Annotated in this window: 15 protein-coding genes and 1 pseudogene; 10 read left to right on the plus strand and 6 right to left on the minus strand. The window is 44.2% G+C overall.

All coding sequences use genetic code 11. From position 1 onward, the window contains the following. Positions 1 to 71 precede the first annotated feature (71 nt). Entirely contained in the window at positions 72 to 737 is a 666-nt protein-coding gene (locus BJP34_RS14175; protein WP_229424358.1) for an adenylate kinase, read from the plus strand. A 118-nt stretch (positions 738 to 855) separates the two neighbouring features. Then, entirely contained in the window at positions 856 to 984 is a 129-nt protein-coding gene (locus BJP34_RS48860) for a hypothetical protein (protein WP_267876566.1), read from the plus strand. On the opposite strand, the gene BJP34_RS14180 is transcribed toward BJP34_RS48860, so the two are convergent. Further along, a complete protein-coding gene (locus BJP34_RS14180) occupies positions 956 to 3,025 on the minus strand; it encodes a heavy metal translocating P-type ATPase (RefSeq protein WP_083305165.1) in 2,070 nt (689 codons plus the stop codon). The genes BJP34_RS48860 and BJP34_RS14180 overlap by 29 nt on opposite strands. A 123-nt stretch (positions 3,026 to 3,148) precedes the next feature. On the opposite strand from BJP34_RS14180, the gene BJP34_RS43265 reads away from it, so the two are divergent. Beyond that, positions 3,149 to 3,373, plus strand: a complete 225-nt coding sequence (locus BJP34_RS43265) for a hypothetical protein (RefSeq protein WP_158517206.1) — start codon at positions 3,149 to 3,151, stop codon at positions 3,371 to 3,373. A gap of 48 nt (positions 3,374 to 3,421) precedes the next feature. Here BJP34_RS43265 and BJP34_RS14185 read toward each other — a convergent pair whose 3' ends face one another. Both BJP34_RS14185 and BJP34_RS14190 read right to left on the minus strand, forming a co-directional pair. Next, positions 3,422 to 3,817 (minus strand): ArsR/SmtB family transcription factor, encoded by a 396-nt coding sequence (locus BJP34_RS14185; RefSeq protein ID WP_070392912.1) that lies wholly within the window; start codon positions 3,815 to 3,817, stop codon positions 3,422 to 3,424. 374 nt (positions 3,818 to 4,191) lie between these two features. After that, a complete protein-coding gene (locus tag BJP34_RS14190; protein WP_070392913.1) occupies positions 4,192 to 4,446 on the minus strand; it encodes a hypothetical protein in 255 nt (84 codons plus the stop codon). Between the two features lie 794 nt (positions 4,447 to 5,240). Here BJP34_RS14190 and BJP34_RS14200 point away from each other — a divergent pair. The 5 genes and pseudogenes from BJP34_RS14200 (at position 5,241) to BJP34_RS39775 (ending at position 10,981) form a co-directional block, all read left to right on the plus strand. Continuing rightward, positions 5,241 to 6,471, plus strand: a pseudogene (locus BJP34_RS14200) (RNA-guided endonuclease InsQ/TnpB family protein). A 761-nt stretch (positions 6,472 to 7,232) separates the two neighbouring features. Then, complete coding sequence (locus BJP34_RS48865) at positions 7,233 to 7,361, plus strand: hypothetical protein (RefSeq protein ID WP_267876567.1); 129 nt, start codon at positions 7,233 to 7,235, stop codon at positions 7,359 to 7,361. Between the two features lie 1,100 nt (positions 7,362 to 8,461). Then, on the plus strand, positions 8,462 to 9,883 hold the full coding sequence (locus tag BJP34_RS14205; RefSeq protein WP_070392916.1) for an MAC/perforin domain-containing protein: 1,422 nt from the start codon (positions 8,462 to 8,464) through the stop codon (positions 9,881 to 9,883). 350 nt (positions 9,884 to 10,233) lie between these two features. Next, positions 10,234 to 10,395 carry a hypothetical protein gene (locus tag BJP34_RS43270; protein ID WP_158517207.1) on the plus strand — a complete coding sequence of 54 codons (162 nt, stop codon included), beginning with the start codon at positions 10,234 to 10,236 and terminating at the stop codon, positions 10,393 to 10,395. Positions 10,396 to 10,711: 316 nt separating this feature from the next. Continuing rightward, positions 10,712 to 10,981, plus strand: coding sequence for a hypothetical protein (locus tag BJP34_RS39775; RefSeq protein ID WP_149030979.1), 270 nt, complete (start codon positions 10,712 to 10,714; stop codon positions 10,979 to 10,981). Here the strand turns inward: BJP34_RS39775 and BJP34_RS14210 are convergent. From BJP34_RS14210 to BJP34_RS39780, 3 genes are all read right to left on the minus strand, one after another. Further along, positions 10,932 to 12,272: a TIGR03279 family radical SAM protein gene (locus BJP34_RS14210; RefSeq protein WP_070392917.1), complete on the minus strand. Its 1,341-nt coding sequence runs from the start codon at positions 12,270 to 12,272 to the stop codon at positions 10,932 to 10,934. The two genes, BJP34_RS39775 and BJP34_RS14210, sit on opposite strands and share 50 nt — an antisense overlap. Before the next feature lie 270 nt (positions 12,273 to 12,542). Next, positions 12,543 to 13,379 carry an undecaprenyl-diphosphate phosphatase gene (locus BJP34_RS14215; RefSeq protein ID WP_229424460.1) on the minus strand — a complete coding sequence of 279 codons (837 nt, stop codon included), beginning with the start codon at positions 13,377 to 13,379 and terminating at the stop codon, positions 12,543 to 12,545. Positions 13,380 to 13,673: 294 nt separating this feature from the next. Continuing rightward, positions 13,674 to 13,871, minus strand: coding sequence for a hypothetical protein (locus BJP34_RS39780; protein WP_158517208.1), 198 nt, complete (start codon positions 13,869 to 13,871; stop codon positions 13,674 to 13,676). 236 nt (positions 13,872 to 14,107) lie between these two features. Between BJP34_RS39780 and BJP34_RS14220 the strand changes: the two genes are divergently transcribed. Then, positions 14,108 to 14,764, plus strand: coding sequence for a DUF3120 domain-containing protein (locus tag BJP34_RS14220; protein ID WP_070396665.1), 657 nt, complete (start codon positions 14,108 to 14,110; stop codon positions 14,762 to 14,764). A gap of 390 nt (positions 14,765 to 15,154) precedes the next feature. Beyond that, on the plus strand, positions 15,155 to 16,153 hold the full coding sequence (locus BJP34_RS14225; RefSeq protein WP_070396666.1) for an adenylate/guanylate cyclase domain-containing protein: 999 nt from the start codon (positions 15,155 to 15,157) through the stop codon (positions 16,151 to 16,153). The last annotated feature ends 20 nt before the right edge of the window (positions 16,154 to 16,173 follow it).

The raw sequence follows: 16,173 nt of genomic DNA on the forward strand, positions 1-16,173 counted from the left end.
TTTGACGTTGATTCCCTGTTAGGTGCGCTCTTACCATTAAGAATTAAATTCGCCACGGGTCGCACCTCTTAATGCAGCCCATCGCTATTCCCTCTTATCTCTTCCCTGTTCCCTGTTCCCTGTTCCCTCTTATCTCTTCCCTGTTCCCTGTTCCCTGTTCCCTGTTCCCTGTTCCCTGTTCCCTGCTCCCTACTCCCTGTTCCCTAACTATGAATAGAGTTGCAGTATTTGGCAATGCTGGCGCTGGCAAATCGACCCTCAGCAAACGTTTAGCCGAAATAACTGGATTACCCCTGGTACACCTGGATTCCATGAAATATAGACCGGGCGGTGCTGAGGTGCCCCATGCCGAGTTTAAAGCCGCCCATGATCACCTCTTGCAACAGGAGCAATGGATCGTTGATGGATTTGTCTCACTCGATACCGTGTGGCAACGGCTAGATGTAGCCGATACCCTGGTCTATCTGGATATGGCTGTGCTGCGACATTACTGGTGGGTCACAAAGCGATTTGTTAAAGGTCTTTGGGTGCCACCGGAAGGCTGGCCTGAAAATAGTCCCCTAGTAAAAGGCACACTGAATTCCTATAACACGGTCTGGCTGTGTCATAAAAAGCTAACGCCCAAGTACCGAACTTATGTGGAAGCGGCTAAAGCAACAAAGCAGGTTTACCATTTGCGATCGCCCCAAGAGGTAAAGGATTTTTTGCAAACTATGGTTACAGAATTTGAAGGGTAGGTGAATGATTACCTTTGTATATAGCAATTATACGACTTGTGAGGTACAAATTTCGGGTTTTTAGGGAGCAGGTAGCAGTTAGCAGGGAGCAGGGAGCAGGTAAGAGGTAAAAAATAATGTGTACCTCATAGCTACGATAAACGCTATCAAATTCACTGTATTAACTTATGTAAAGTTGCCAAAAGTATCTCTGCTCCCTGCTCCCTGCTCCCTGCTCCCTACTCCCTTATCTGCAATACCCGACTAGCATTAAGAATCGCCAACAGAGCCACTCCCATATCGGCAAATACAGCTTCCCAGAGAGTTGCTACCCCCATGGCACCCAGGGCAATAAAGACGACTTTCACTGCCAAAGCAATAATAATATTTTGCCAAACAATACGGAGGGTTCGGCGGGCGATGGCGATCGCTTCTGCTACTTTAGAGGGAGCATCGGTCATAATTACCACGTCGGCGGTTTCGATAGCAGCATCTGAGCCTAATCCCCCCATAGCTATGCCCACATCAGCACGAGCAATTACTGGTGCGTCGTTGATGCCATCTCCGACAAATGCGGTTTTATGGTTAGTTTGGTTTACTGCTGTGAGGATCTTCTCTAAAGCATTCACCTTATCCTCTGGTAAGAGTTCGGCTTGAAAATCATCTATCCCTAGCCTTCGAGCGATAGTATTAGCTATGGTTTGACTGTCTCCTGTCAGCATTACAGTTTTAATCTGCTGTTGGTGCAGTGCTTGGATGGCATTGATGGCATCTTCTTTGAGTTCATCGGCAATTAAGATACGCCCACTGTATTCACCATCCACAGCTAAGTGAGCTACCGTACTATCAGCCACACTCACATGATGGGAAATCCCCTCTCGATGGAGTAAGCGATCGTTTCCTGCGATGACAACTTTTCCATCAATTTGGGCGAGAATACCCTGTCCCGCAATTTCTTGATAATTTTCAACCTTAGAACTGTCAATCGGTTTGCCATGAGCTTGTCGAATCGATTGGGCGACGGGATGATTTGACCCAGATTCTACATGAGCAGCTAATTCTAGTAGTTGCTCTTGACTCAAACCATTGTGGGTAATAATATCGGTGACTCGAAAGTTTCCTTTAGTAAGGGTGCCAGTTTTATCAAAGACGACGGTTTTCACCTGAGTTAAGGCATCTAAAAACGTAGAACCTTTAATCAAAATACCGCGCTTGGCTGCCCCTCCAATACCGCCAAAATAGCCCAGAGGAATACTAATTACCAATCCACAGGGACAGGAAATCACCAACAGCACCAAGGCTCGATAAGTCCAGGTACTTGCGCTTGCTCCCGAAATTAGCAAAGGTGGTAACAGGGCAACTGCTAGGGAAAGAAACACCACAACGGGTGTATAGTAGCGGGCAAAGCGAGTAATAAACTTTTCCGTGTCGGCTTTTTTGCTTCTGGCGTTTTCCACCAAGTCCAAAATTCTGGCAATGGAAGACTCGTCAAAGGGCTTAGTAACGCGAATGGTTAGCCCTCCAGACTGGTTAATCATCCCTGCTAACACCAGATCTCCTGTTACAACGGTACGGGGGACTGATTCTCCTGTGAGTGCAGACGTATCCAGTTGCGAACTTCCCTGAATAATCTCACCGTCCAGGGGAACTTTCTCCCCAGGGCGTACCCGAATGATTTCCCCAACAGCAACTTGATCAGGGGAAACAGTTTTTATCTCGCCGTTAACTAGCAGATTAGCAGTATCGGGTCGCACTTCCAGCAAGGCTCGAATCGAACGACGCGATCGCCCCACCGCAGACCCCTGTACCAATTCCCCCAGCTGGTAAAACAACATCACCCCCACTGCTTCCGGTAGTTCGTGAATAGCGATCGCGCCTATGGTGGCAATGGTCATCAAAAAGTTTTCGTCAAAAATCCGACCCCGCAGGATATTTCGCCCCGCAGTGGTTAGCACTCCCCAACCACAGAGTAAGTAAGCAGGAATCAAGATGGCATATTCAGCTATGCCAAAAGGAGTCTGATGTAAACTATCTTGAAAAATCAGTCCGATTAACAAAAGAGGAGTAGCGATCGCGACCGCTCTTAACTCGCGCCACAAGTTAAATTCATTCTTTCCTTGACTGTTTCCGCAGCAGCCATCATGGGTTGTCACCTCCTTTTCTTGACTGTTCCCGCAGCAGTCATCATGGGTTGTGACCTCCTTTCCTTGACTGTTCCCGCAGCAGTCATCATGGGTTGTCACCTCAGCAACAGCTTCAATGCAATGTCCAGAATTGCAGCAGTCTTGATGATGATGGAGTTGTGCCATAGCAATACCTAACTGTGAACATCTCCTGAATATCTTGAAAGACTATTCAGATGAAAGATTATTCAAATTATATAGTAAAGTAGCTGTGCAAAAATAAATTATTTACAGCGTCTTATCAANTCGATGAGGTACACAAGATTTTTTGCCTCTTGCCTCTTGCCTCCTTGCCTCTTGCCTCTTGCCTTCTTGCCTCTTGCCTCTTGCCTCTTGCCTCTTGCCTCTTGCCTCTTGCCTCTTGCCCTCTTGCCTCTTGCCTCTTGCCTCTTGCCTCTTGCCTCTTGCCTCTTGCCTCTTCCCCTTTTTTTCTTACCTGCTCCCTGCTCCCTTCCCCCGCTCCCTAAAACCTAGATATTTGTATCTCACAAGTCTTATAATTGCTATATCTCTGCTCAATAATCAACTTTGATCAAGGTGTTGAGCTACCTCTCGATATAAAGTCACAATATGTTCATCGGCAAGGCTGTAGTAAACGTTGCGACCTTGACGGCGATATTTTACTAGCTTTTGCGATCGCAAAACTCGTAGCTGATGAGATACTGCCGATTCCCCCATTTTTACTATCGCTGCTAAGTCGCAGACACAAAGCTCTTGCTGTGCGAGGGCTGAAAGCAACTTTAGCCGATGGGGGTCAGAAAGAACGCTAAAAAACTCTGCCATCTGTTGCGCTTTTTCCGTTGCTAAAACCTTACTCTGCACCTGCCACACATTATCTAGATGAACTAGGGACTCATCACAGCTTGGAGCATCAGAAGAGTGGACAGTTGGTTTATTTAACGAACTAGAATCAGCCATGATGAATTATATTTACTATTTAATCTCTAGATCTATGATACTATAGCGTTTCTCGAAGTTATGAGGTACAGTTTTATTTTAGGTTGATTCCCTGTTAGGTGCGCTCTTACCATTAAGAATTAAATTCGCCACGGGTCGCACATCTTGATGCAGCGCATCGCTATTCCCAATTACCGATTCCCGATTCCCGATTCCCGATTCCCGATTCCCGATTCCCGATTCCCTTCTTAACAAAAAAAATAGCCGCAGAAATACCATCCACGGCTATGAAATGACCTTATGTGATTCCGTTTTCAACCCTATCGGGACCTGCTCCCATGGGAGCAGACTCGATGATTTTGCCAGGGGGCAAAGCCCCCCAGAAAGCTAATCCGTTAACCCAGAATTATGTACTTCGTCATCATCGTAATAAATTCTCCAGGAATGCCCGTCGGTTGCAGAGGACTCCACTCAGAAATTTCGGCGTAACGCAGTGCATAGAGGGCATGCATCGTGTTGATTATAGCCTTGCGGGAGCCCTTCAGAATGTGCTTAACAGGGTATTTTTTTGGAGAAGATTCCTGAGGATTATTACTAGGAGTAATATCCTCAGGGTTGTTTTCAGGATTTGGGCGAAATTCGGAATCCATCTTGGTCACCTTTTGCTTGTTGTTTGCATAATATCATCATAATGATTATAAATTAAATTGTCAAGGGGTTTTAGATTTTTTTTGTGTAAAATTATTTTAAATAAACCCTAAAATTATCTTTATTTAAATCCCATATTTTTTATTTTTGTGAATAGGTAAAATAAAAAAACAAGAGGGTATGTAGCAATTATTATAATGAATTACAATATTTTTTTAACTTTTACCTATTCCCTGTTCCCTGTTCCCTGCTCCCTGCTCCCTATTCCCTAAAATCATAAACTCTGTACCTCACCAAATTTAAAACCGCTATATCACATCAATCCTAAGCTCTAATTTTGTTATCTACAGTGCAGGGAATTCTACTACTTTTCACAGTAGCATTGAACCTGCACATTTTCTACTTATATCTAAAATTACAGCAGCAAATGCATCTGTTGTCTGAGCGACTCCCCCTACAGCAGGAGTTAATGGATCAGGCATTTACGGAATTCCCCAAGGCTGAAAGCCCCGTGTTTTTAAACCGGGTTAGAATTTACCGCAAGAATAGGGCAGCCTTTATGGTTAGTCGGCTATGCATAAAAGGTTTAAAACTTTATGATTAAGGCTGCCCTATTAATCAGGTTTCGTCTCCGGGATGAAAGCCAGGTGGCGACTTTAGTCGCCGTGAATAAAGAGGGTATCGAAGTCTAGTTGACATTTTTATATAAGATTGCTAGTATAAAGCTATGTCGTTCGCGTAGCGTAACCGTTCGCGTAGCGTGACCGAAGGTCAAGGTTAAAGAGGTCGAGATTCGGTGATTATTTTAGAGTTCAAAGCCAAAGGCAAAGAGTCCCAATATTCAGCCATAGATGAAGCAATTCGGACAGTTAAATTCATCCGAAATAGCTGTATCCGCTTATGGTTGGACAATAAAGGGACTTCGAAAAGTGACCTTAGTCGGTATTCTAAAATCCTAGCCAAGGAGTTCCACTTTGCCAATGAATTGAACTCTACTGCTCGTCAGGCTGCGTCTGAAAGGGCATGGTCATCGATTGTTCGCTTTTATGATAACTGCAAGAAAAAAGTCCCAGGCAAAAAGGGTTTCCCAAAATTCCAAAAACGTGCTCGCTCTGTCGAATATAAGAAGTCAGGCTGGAAACTTTCCCCTGACAATAAATCGATAACATTCACGGATAAGAAGGGAATTGGGAAGCTTAGACTCAAGGGTACTTGGGACTTGTGGCGTTTTGACAAGAAACAAATAAACCGGGTTCGGATAGTTAAACGAGCTGATGGGTATTATGTTCAATTCTGCGTTGCAGTTAACGTAAAAGAGGAAATAGAACACACAGGTGAGATGGTTGGATTGGATGTAGGACTTAAAGAGTTCTATACAGACTCTAACGGTCATTCCGAACCCAATCCCCGATTCTACAGGAAAGGTGAAAAACGTTTAAAGTTTTATCAACGTCGGGTTTCCCGAAAAAAGAAAGGCTCATCCAATCGTAAAAAAGCCGTTAATAGATTAGGTAGACAACATCTTAAAATAAGTAGGCAGCGCCAAGAGCACGCCAAGAGACTGGCGCGCTGCGTAATCCGATCTAACGATCTGGTCGCTTACGAAGATTTAAGAATCAAAAACTTAGTTAAAAATCACTGTCTCGCTAAATCTATTAACGATGCAGGTTGGTATCAATTTAGGAAATGGTTAGAGCATTTTGGAACTAAATTTGGCAGGATAACTGTTGCCGTAAATCCTGCCTATACTAGTCAAAACTGTTCTGATTGTGGCGAAGTAGTTAAGAAGTCTCTATCAACTCGAACTCATGGCTGTAAGTGTGGATGTGAGCTAGACAGAGACCACAATGCCGCCATCAACATCCGAAATAGAGCCATAAGTACGACGGGGCACGTCGGAACTTGGGTTATTAACCCTAACGCTTCAGGAGATCTAGCCTCTACTGTTCTTGGTTCCGACCAGGAACAGCCACGCTGGGTCGTTGAGTGAAGAATCCCCGCGTCTAATGACCGGGGAGTGTCAATGAAATTCACAACAATTCTCTGCAACAGTTGGCATTCGTGATCAGAGAATTGCAGATTCGTGAGATGTCCCAACAGGAGTTAATCGAGTATCTGCGTCAGGTGTATCAGGATATCCAGACTAGTGTTGAAAATCTCAAGGAATAGAATAAATTTGTATCGGTGGACTAACACGGTAGCATGTCACTTATGCAGCAACATTAGTACTAAGGTAATAGGTAATAGCGATGCAGCGCGGTCTTGGGGGTTTCCCCCATGAGCGACTGCATCAAGACGGTAATAGGTAATAGCGATGCAGCGCGGTCTTGGGAAGGCAGCGCGGTCTTGGGGGTCTCCCCGGAGACGAAACCTGATTACGTTGAGCCTTTATGGTTGGTCGGCTATGCACAAAAGGGGTAAAACTTATTGATTAGCGTGATTTGCGCGGTCTTGGGGGAAACCCCCACTCGCTATTGCATCAAGACAAGGCGAGCCTGTCTTACGGTAACTTCTAACCATGAGCGACTGCCGTGGTTTCCCCCATGAGCGACTGCATCAAGACGGTAATAGGTAATAGGTCTGAAGGGGAGCTAGTCCTGGATGAATATTTGTACATTATCTATAGCCCCCTCATGGGTAATTGCTTGCTCTACTGGAAAATAGTACTAATGTTTCAGCATTGCAAGACCTGCTCCCGACTAACACAGCTAAAATGGTGCTTGAGTAAAATCGCTTAATCCATTGTAAATTAAGGCTTTTTTAAAAAATCTATCCTACTACTTTAGCTGTGCTATGCAACTACAAGAGCGATCGCACTCATGAAAGAGAGCTTCTACTAACAGACCCACGGTTTTATGAATTAATGGCTATTGGTACATCCCACCAAACTGGCGATCGCACTCGACTCGTGTTATAATAAATTTTATGAGACATATCCAAGAATATGTAATCCACTCGCAGCAATCACAAGAAGTGGGTCAAAGACTCATTTAAAACTGAGCCATAGGAACGATTTAATCAGGTTTTGGAGTCTCAAAATCTAAATCTGGATTAAAAATATGACTCATGACAAGGTCAAATACTTGAGCACATTCTGCCGATTTTATTAATTCTAAAATTAGAGAACCAATTATTAATCTAACTAAGAAACAAACGGTTGCAATTACCGATTGATATCGATTTTTAGTCAAGCGAAATCTTTATTCGATAATTTTAATTATTTTAATTTTTATAATTAAATGTTATACAAATATTCGCGATTTTTATAAAGGTTTATTTTCCGCTTTTTGTGAATCATTTAATTATCATTTTTGGTTCTTCAGTACCTGGTATGCTAAATTTCCAGTTAAAAAACTTAGAAAGCTTACTGTATAAGGATTCTTAGGCTATTCAACTAACAAAATTTTCTGAATACGGCCTCTGACCACTGTTCCCTGTTCCCGTCTTGATGCAGTCGCTCATGGGGGAAACCACGGCAGTCGCTCATGGTTAGAAGTTACCGTAAGACAGTTGAGCCTTAATCAATAAGTTTTACCCCTTTTGTGCATAGCCGACCAACCATAAAGGCTCAACGTAATCAGGTTTCGTCTCCGGGGAGACCCCCAAGACCGCGCTGCCTTCCCAAGACCGCGCTGCATCGCTGTTCCCTGTTCCCTCTTACATACTGTTTATTTAGCATAACAAGTACGGAAGAGCCTCATTTTTTAGTTTTACCATTTTATTATTGTCGTTTTTTGACCAACAATTTTTCTTATACTTGTTTTGTTGGTTTAGTTTTTTTTGAATATATTTCCAAGTGTAATTGGTTATTTTTACGGTTTATCCATATAGCATTTTTTGATTATACTTTATTTTTAGGATATAGCAATCCTAAATAGGTTGTGGTAATGTTCCAAAACGTGATCCTTGTTATACCTTGGTTTCAAGCCGATCACTTGTCACCAATCATTTAGGGTTAGGGTTGCTATATTATCGGGATGTTTAGTTTAACAAATCAGTTTACTATAGGAGACAAACATGGCTAATAATCTAACCGGCATCGGATATCTTGGCTGTACCTACGACATCTACGGTTACTATGCCCGCGCTAACTCCGTAAATACCAGCAAGCGACTGTTTTCTTTGCCTGACGCAGATACAGAAATCACGGTCTACGGTGATCAATATTCTTACCCCAAGGATGCCATAGGCACTCCTGTCTTATTATACGAAGCTGATGAGAAAACCTCCTCTTACGAAAGTACTGAAGAACTATACACCAAGATGTCAGTTTCTGCCAACTTGTCCGGTTCCTATGGTCTGTTTAGCTCCGAAGTTTCGGCTAAATACTCAGAGTCATACACCAGTAGCAGCTACTTCTATCATGTTGAAAAATCGGGCTATGTCAATTCCTACAAGTTGACCCTGGATCTCGACTATGCCCTGAATAATCTTGATGAGGACTTCAAGGATGACCTCTACAACATGAAAGCCGACGAGTTAGTGGCAAAATACGGCACTCACTTTCTCTACGAGGCTGTTTTCGGCGGTCGCTGGTCTTATAGTCAAAGCGTCTCAAAATTCAGTTATAGCAGCTCCCAGGAAGCCGAAGTGCAAGTAGATGCAAACTATGGCGATTACTCGGGATCAATTTCCACTTCTAACCAGACCGACGAGTCGCAATCGAACAATCAATCTAATGGCGAGTTTTGGTGCATCGGTGGCACTCCCGAAACTTTGGAGGACTTTAATGATTGGGCTGCATCGGTTTCTGGTAATTTCGTCCTCGTGGACTTTACCTCTGACTCCCTGAAGAAGATTTCGGAGTTAGTGGAGAATGATGACGCTCGCAAAAATGAAATCGACGCAGCCATCCAAGCTGTTCTTGATGCAGGTACGAACCCTAGTAGTACTGAGCTCACTACCAGTTCTCAAACGCACGAGTGGATCGCAGGCGACAATGAAGATATGGAGGTAGACTCACTAGCCAAGGATGGCTACGCAGTAGTTGGCTTTGGAGGTCGGATTAAGGACAAGAAGGTCAATCTTACTGCCGTGTGCTACCTTAATCTGTCTACAGCCCAACGTCAGTGGAAGGTTTTTGGAGACGAAACTACCTTTAACCAGACCGATTACGAAATCCTAGGGGAAGTCCCAGAGGGCTGTGTAGTGACGGGCATTGGCTTGAAGGGAGAGGGTAGCAAGTTCACCAAAATGGTGCTTTACTACCAAGAACTCACCCCTGGTAGCTCCACGAACAACTATCTCGAGACCAACCTACAGTCAATTGCTTTTAAGGGTAAAAACGAAGAAAGTTCTCCTGATAGTAGCTACGAGGTTGAGTTTAATCCCGGTGATAATAATGATATGGTGATTACGGGCATTGCCGTGGGGTACCGTGGCAAAAAGGAAAAGGTCAATTACCTCAAACTTTATCGCAATACTATAGTGGAAAAATGAGGAAGAAGCTGAGGGGGTGACATGAGCCCTGAAAAGCTTACTATATAAGGCTTTGATGCCAGTTCTCTTAGCAAAGATCAACTGGCCAATTGACCCTACGAATGATGTTCTAGAAGCTCAAACCCTTATAACTACGTCCAAGGTCAGGTTAGGGAGAGATGTCAGGAAAACTTTGTCCCATTAAATAGTTGACTATCACATCAATCCTAAGCTCTAATTTTGTTATCCACAGTGCAGGGAATCCTACTACATTTCACAGTAGGATTTAACCTGCACATTTTATCTTTATATCTACAATTAAAGCAGCAAGTGCATCTTTTGTCTGAGCAACTCCGGCTGCAGCAGGAGTTATGGATCGGGCATTTAGTAAAATTCACAACAATTCTCAGCAACAGTTGGCATTCCTGATCACAGAATTGCAGATTCGTGAGATGTCTCAACAGGAATTAATCGAGTATCTGCGTCAGGTGTATCAGGATATCCAAACTAGTGTTAAAAATCTCAAGGAATAGATAGAAATTCTACGACTTGTGAGGTACAAATCTCTGGGTTTTAGGGAGCAGGGAGCAGGGAGCAGGGAGCAGGTAAGAGATAAGAGGCAAGAGCGAATAGTCAAATAATTATGTGTACCTCATGATTCCTAGAAACCCTAGAATAAATTTGTCTGAATTGTTATCTAATTTTAGTTAATAATTTTGATATCTAAACTATATAGGAATTCTCATAGCTATGAGGTACACAATTTCGGAATTTTAGGAAATAGGGAACAGGGAACAGGGAACAGAGTTTCGGAGTTTCGGAGTTTAGGAATGGGGTGCATCTCAATGCATGCTATTTGACGCGGTGGTGCGTTACGGGACGGAATGTCTCAACAGTTGCTATGGCTTGCGTCTTGGCGAGCCCGTCCCTAACACACCCTACGCCACTACTAGCCCTTCTCCTATTAATCAGGTAAACAGAATTTTTTCCCCTATTGCTAGCTTGCCTCTTGCCTCTTGCCTCTTGCCTCTTGCCTCTTGCCTCTTGCCTCTTGCCTACTCCCTACTCCCTACTCCCTATTCCCAACAGCCCCATCGATCAATTCCTCAATACCATTAACCGGAATAATCGGAGTCTTGAGCTGATCAGCCACTTCTGCCACAGTCATATCATCCAGAAACCGGGTATCACCATGCTTAAGCATCAACCCAGGTAACAGAATCATTTCTCCTAAGTCTTTTCCTTTTAATCCCTTCAGTAAATCCTGTCCAGTCAGCAAGCCAGTAACCGTTATCTCCTGACCCCAGTAATCACTCGATAACGCAACCATCTTAATCTCCAATCCTGCCACAGCATTGAACCGCTCTACCACAGGTTCAAACGCTTTTTCCACCGCATTACCCACTACCCAAGTCCCCCGTCGGGGGATTTCTAAACTATTAGGCAACCGTTTAATAGCAGTAGTTTGGAATTCTTTCAAGAACAGACGAATAGAACCGACACCATTCCCAATTTGAGGGTAGTCTCCGTAATCGGATTCTGGAGGTAACTCTTCTCTGGCAATCAAAAACCACTCATCTGCCAACCAAGCAAAGGTAGACCCCAACTGCTGCTTAAATTTCTCCTGAAGCCTTTGAACTTGAGCAATCACTTCCCTCGCTTTGTCCCCAGTAACACTAATCAGTTCATCCTCCTGGGGTCGAAATCGAGTCAATCCCACCGGTACTACTGCGGTTGAAGCCACTGCGGGCAGATCACCGGTATAGAATTGCGCTAAATCTAACAGAGTACGTTCTAAGTGAATGCCATCATTAATTCCAGGACATACCACTACCTGGGCATGAATTTGCAGCCGTCGCTCCTGAAACCACCTTAACTGCTCTAAAATTAGCCCAGCCCGGGGATTTTTCAGTAACCGTATGCGCACATCCGGTTCAGTAGCATGAACCGAAACATAAAGAGGAGATAGACGCATCCGTTCGATCCGATCCCACTCGGTTTGAGTCAGATTAGTCAGGGTTAGGTAAGACCCATATAGGAAACTAAGCCGATAGTCATCATCTTTGAAATAAAGGCTTTGGCGCTTACCTGGTGGTTGTTGGTCGATGAAGCAAAATGGGCAACGATTATTGCACTGAATCAAACCATCAAATAAGGCTGTCTCGAATTCCAGCCCTAAATCGTCATCATAGTCTTTCTCAATTTCGATCACATGAGTCTTACCCGCCCCATCCAGCACTTCCAGTTCTAAAATTTCATCCGCACACAGGAATTGATAATCAATCAAATCACGGGGATGGCTACCATTGATCGCAACAATAGAATCCCCTGGTTCAAATCCAATCTCAGCAGCAATGGAGTTGGGAAGAACCTTTGTGATTAATACTGGACGAATCGAGCTTTGACTCATTTAAACCTTGGACTTCGCGGCAGAAGTCGGGAAGAGAGAATAGGGAACAGGGAGCAGGGAGCAGGGAGCAGGCAAGAGGCAAGAGGCAAGAGGCAAGAGGCAAGAGTGAAAAAATCCTGTGTACCTAATAGTTATGACAAACTATGAAAAACGCTGTATATCCAAAATATATATCGAAATCTACAATAGTTGAAGGGATAATTCTCCCCATCTCCCTATCTCCCTATCTCCCTATCTCCCCATCTCCCTATCTTCTCACACTTGCGATCGCTAACTATTTTCTAACAGCCCAGTTATGATAGCACCTAAAATTACTAACCCAAACAGTAACCGATACCAGACAAATATCCAGACACCTTGTTTCTTTAGGTAGTTTATCATCCATGCGATCGCTACGTAGGAAAATACTGCTGATGAAATCACCCCTACAATCAGTGACATTGCGCCAGTATCCCCGATGCCATCTTTGAGCAAACCGACTAACTCCACTAAACCAGCTAAGGTAATTGCTGGGATGCCCAACAAAAAGGAAAATCGTGCTGCGGTTGCTCGTTCCAAACCCATGAATAAACCAGCAGTGAGAGTTGAGCCAGACCGGGAGACACCAGGCATTAAAGCCAACGCCTGAGCTAAGCCCATCCCGATCCCATCTTTAAGACCTAAATCCTCAAAGTTACGCTTACGCTTACCCACGACTTCAGAAACACCCATCAACAAACCCATCACAATCGAGACATAGGCGATTGACATGGTACTCCGTATCGGAGAATTATCATAATCAGGGATAAAGATTTTAATCAGCAGTCCAAAGAAGACGATGGGTAGGGTTCCCAACGCAATTCCCAGGGCCATCTGGAAGTCTTGGGATTGGTAATCGGATTTACGGATAGCTTTGAATGCGCCAGTAGTGAGTTTACTCAAGTCTCCCCAGAAGTACCACACCACCGCCGCAATGGAGCCTAGTTGAATCACAGCCGTAAACGCAACTCCTGGATCACCCCAGCCTAAGGTCACAGGTACCACTTTTAGATGAGCGGTACTACTGATAGGCAGGAATTCTGTAAAGCCCTGTACAAAACCCAGCACCACAGCCTGAAAAATAGTCATGTGAGGCGTAGTAATTGTGGCAGTGGTACTGGTTGAGGATAAGACATCTGGGGCAGGAGTTGTAGCGAGAACCTTCAAGGGGAAGGTAAGGCAGGCGCTAATAACAGCAATGATAGAAAAATTGATAAATTGACGTTTTGATAAGACCATTCGTTCCCCTATTGAGGTTGCTGTAGCTGAATCAGCCAGCCTTAATTCAATCGGTATTCTGGCATAAATTACCAACAATCGCCAATGGAATCTGGATACTTAGCAAATATTTCATAGTATCCCAATTCCATTCCATCTTGATCTTTAATCCTTAAACCTTAATATTTCATCCTTCTCGGGAATCGGGAGTCGGGAGTCGGGAATCGGGAATCGGGAATCGGGAATCGGGAATCGGGAATCGGGAGTCGGGAATCGGGAATCGGGAATCGGGAGTCGGGAGTCGGGAAAAAGTCTAGCAATAGTCCTCGCCCTATCGGTAGCCCACCACCAATGGCTTGGCAAATCTTAATTTTTCATGAGTTTTTGAGTTCAGACTTGAGATTAGATATTTCTACCCTTGCCATACACCACTACATTCAACTACTCTTACCAATATGCCCCCAGGGGGGATATTGGTAATGATATATTAAGTTCAATAAAGATAATTAACGATAAATAACAAAATTTTGTTTAAAAATACTTGGTTTTCTCATCTAGGCCTAAGGAATTCCCATCAGTCAGGGCAACTACTTCTATCTATCCCCCCTAGGGGAGTTAGTAATCCTCAAGGATGGCTATTATTTGCTGCCGCCTCCTTCCTGGTTTCTGTGCCAGTGTTCTTCCAAGCTCCCCTAGTGCGGCTTTTGCCACTGTTGAGTTTAGCCATCACCCTAGCTTGGGTGTGGCTGGGTGTAAAACTGCTCCAACGTCCATCAACCCAAGTCTGGGGTGACTTGCTGTTGGGATTTAGCTGGAGTTGGCTGGCTGGTTCATTATATTGGGGTTGGTTGCGCACTGAACCTCTATGGCATTTACCCGTAGAGGCAATTGGTCTACCATTTGCTCTGTGGGGATTGTGGCGGGGTTGGGGAAAGGTAGGAAATCTGTTTTACTTGGGTTCGTTATTCGGTACAGCCATGACCGACATCTATTTCTACTTGACGAATCTAATTACTTACTGGCGTCAGGTGATGGTAGTAGAGCCAGTACTGGCAAAACCAATCTTTCAAAATGCGATCGCACAAGTCCAAACTCCTTGGGGAATTAGCTGGGCAGTGGTTTTGGTTGCTACGCTAGGAATAGTTGGTCTTTGGTCATTGACAAAAGAACAGCCCTATTGGTGGACGTTTAGTGGAGCCGTGTTGAGTACAATCGTGGTAGATAGTCTTTTTTGGTTGGCAGCTAACCTAGCATGATGACTCCAGACACTGACCCTAAGGGGTACAGTGTGGGCTTCTTCGGAAGCCTTCGTCATTTATTTATTTATTTATATTTAGATATTTATATTAGGTTAGTGTTGAGCGTTGTCATTCCGAAATGACTGAATCATCCATTGAATGCATCTACTAGGGTCAGCTTCTGAGTTTTGCTGGGTCTTTGACAGCAGCAAACTCAAGCTCGATTAGCAGTAACTAGTCAGTAACTTATTGCTGCTATTGTTTTTCCAACTGCTGCACTATCCTTCCCTGATCAGCGGTGCGACCCAAGGGCGATTTACTCGCCACGAGGCGCGCACCGTCGGGAAATCTTGGGACATTGATGCAATGATCAACGCTTCCGTTAACCCTGTTGTTGCTCCTATATCTGTGGTGACTTTGCGATCCACCCCTTACTTACTTATGCCTACTGACTCTGGCAATCACTATATGCCATTAGTTGGTAGCAATTGCTGGACCGTCGGTCGTAGTGATGATAACAATTTTGTACTTTCAGATCGCTGGATTTCCCGAAACCATGCGATGTTGCAGTGTACCGAAAACGGCGATTTCTATCTCATTGATTTAGGAAGCCGTAACGGTACATTTGTCAATGGGCGCAGAGTCAGCATTCCTGTGACCTTGCGCAATGGCGATCATCTAACCTTTGGTCAGACAGAATTGGAGTTTTATTGCCCAGCCAAGGCTCATCAAACTGAACCATCTGAACCTATAGATAAAGATACCCAAACGTCAATATTGCACGTGCGCCGCCTGATTTCAGTGATGGTGGTGGACATCCGAAACTTCACCGTACTCACCCACCAGTTGGATGAAACCACCCTGTCAGTGGCAATTGGCAGCTGGTTCCGGGAGTCTGGAGAAATTCTGAAAAGGTGTGGCAGTTGGGTAGATAAATACATCGGTGACGCAATTATGGCGATTTGGTTTCATGGCTCTAAAGGGGTCAGTGATCAAGAAGCCATGAGTATTTTGCAAGCGGTCAATGACCTGAACAAAATGACTAGCAATCTGTCTAAGGAATATCCTCTGCCCTTCCCATTGCGAATTGGTACTGGAATCAACACCGGTCATGCTATTGTTGGTAACACCACTGGTAGTGGCGATCGCCCAGAATACACGGCGGTTGGGGATACTGTAATTGCCGCTTTTCGCCTCGAATCTGCCACCAAGGAACTTGGTTTAGATATTGCCTTAGGGGAGGATACATACCGCTACCTTTCTAAAATCCGAAAGTCTGAGCTTAGGTTCAAGCAACACACTGTCAATCTCAAAGGTTATGATACTTCCACTATTACCTATGCTGGAACCTATGATGATTTAGATAATTTCTTGCGAATTAATTCTACTCTACCAAGTATTGAATAAGCTTTATTAAAAGCTATCAC

The sequence above is a fragment of the Moorena producens PAL-8-15-08-1 genome (genome assembly GCF_001767235.1).
GTDB classification, from domain to species: Bacteria; Cyanobacteriota; Cyanobacteriia; order Cyanobacteriales; family Coleofasciculaceae; genus Moorena; species Moorena producens_A.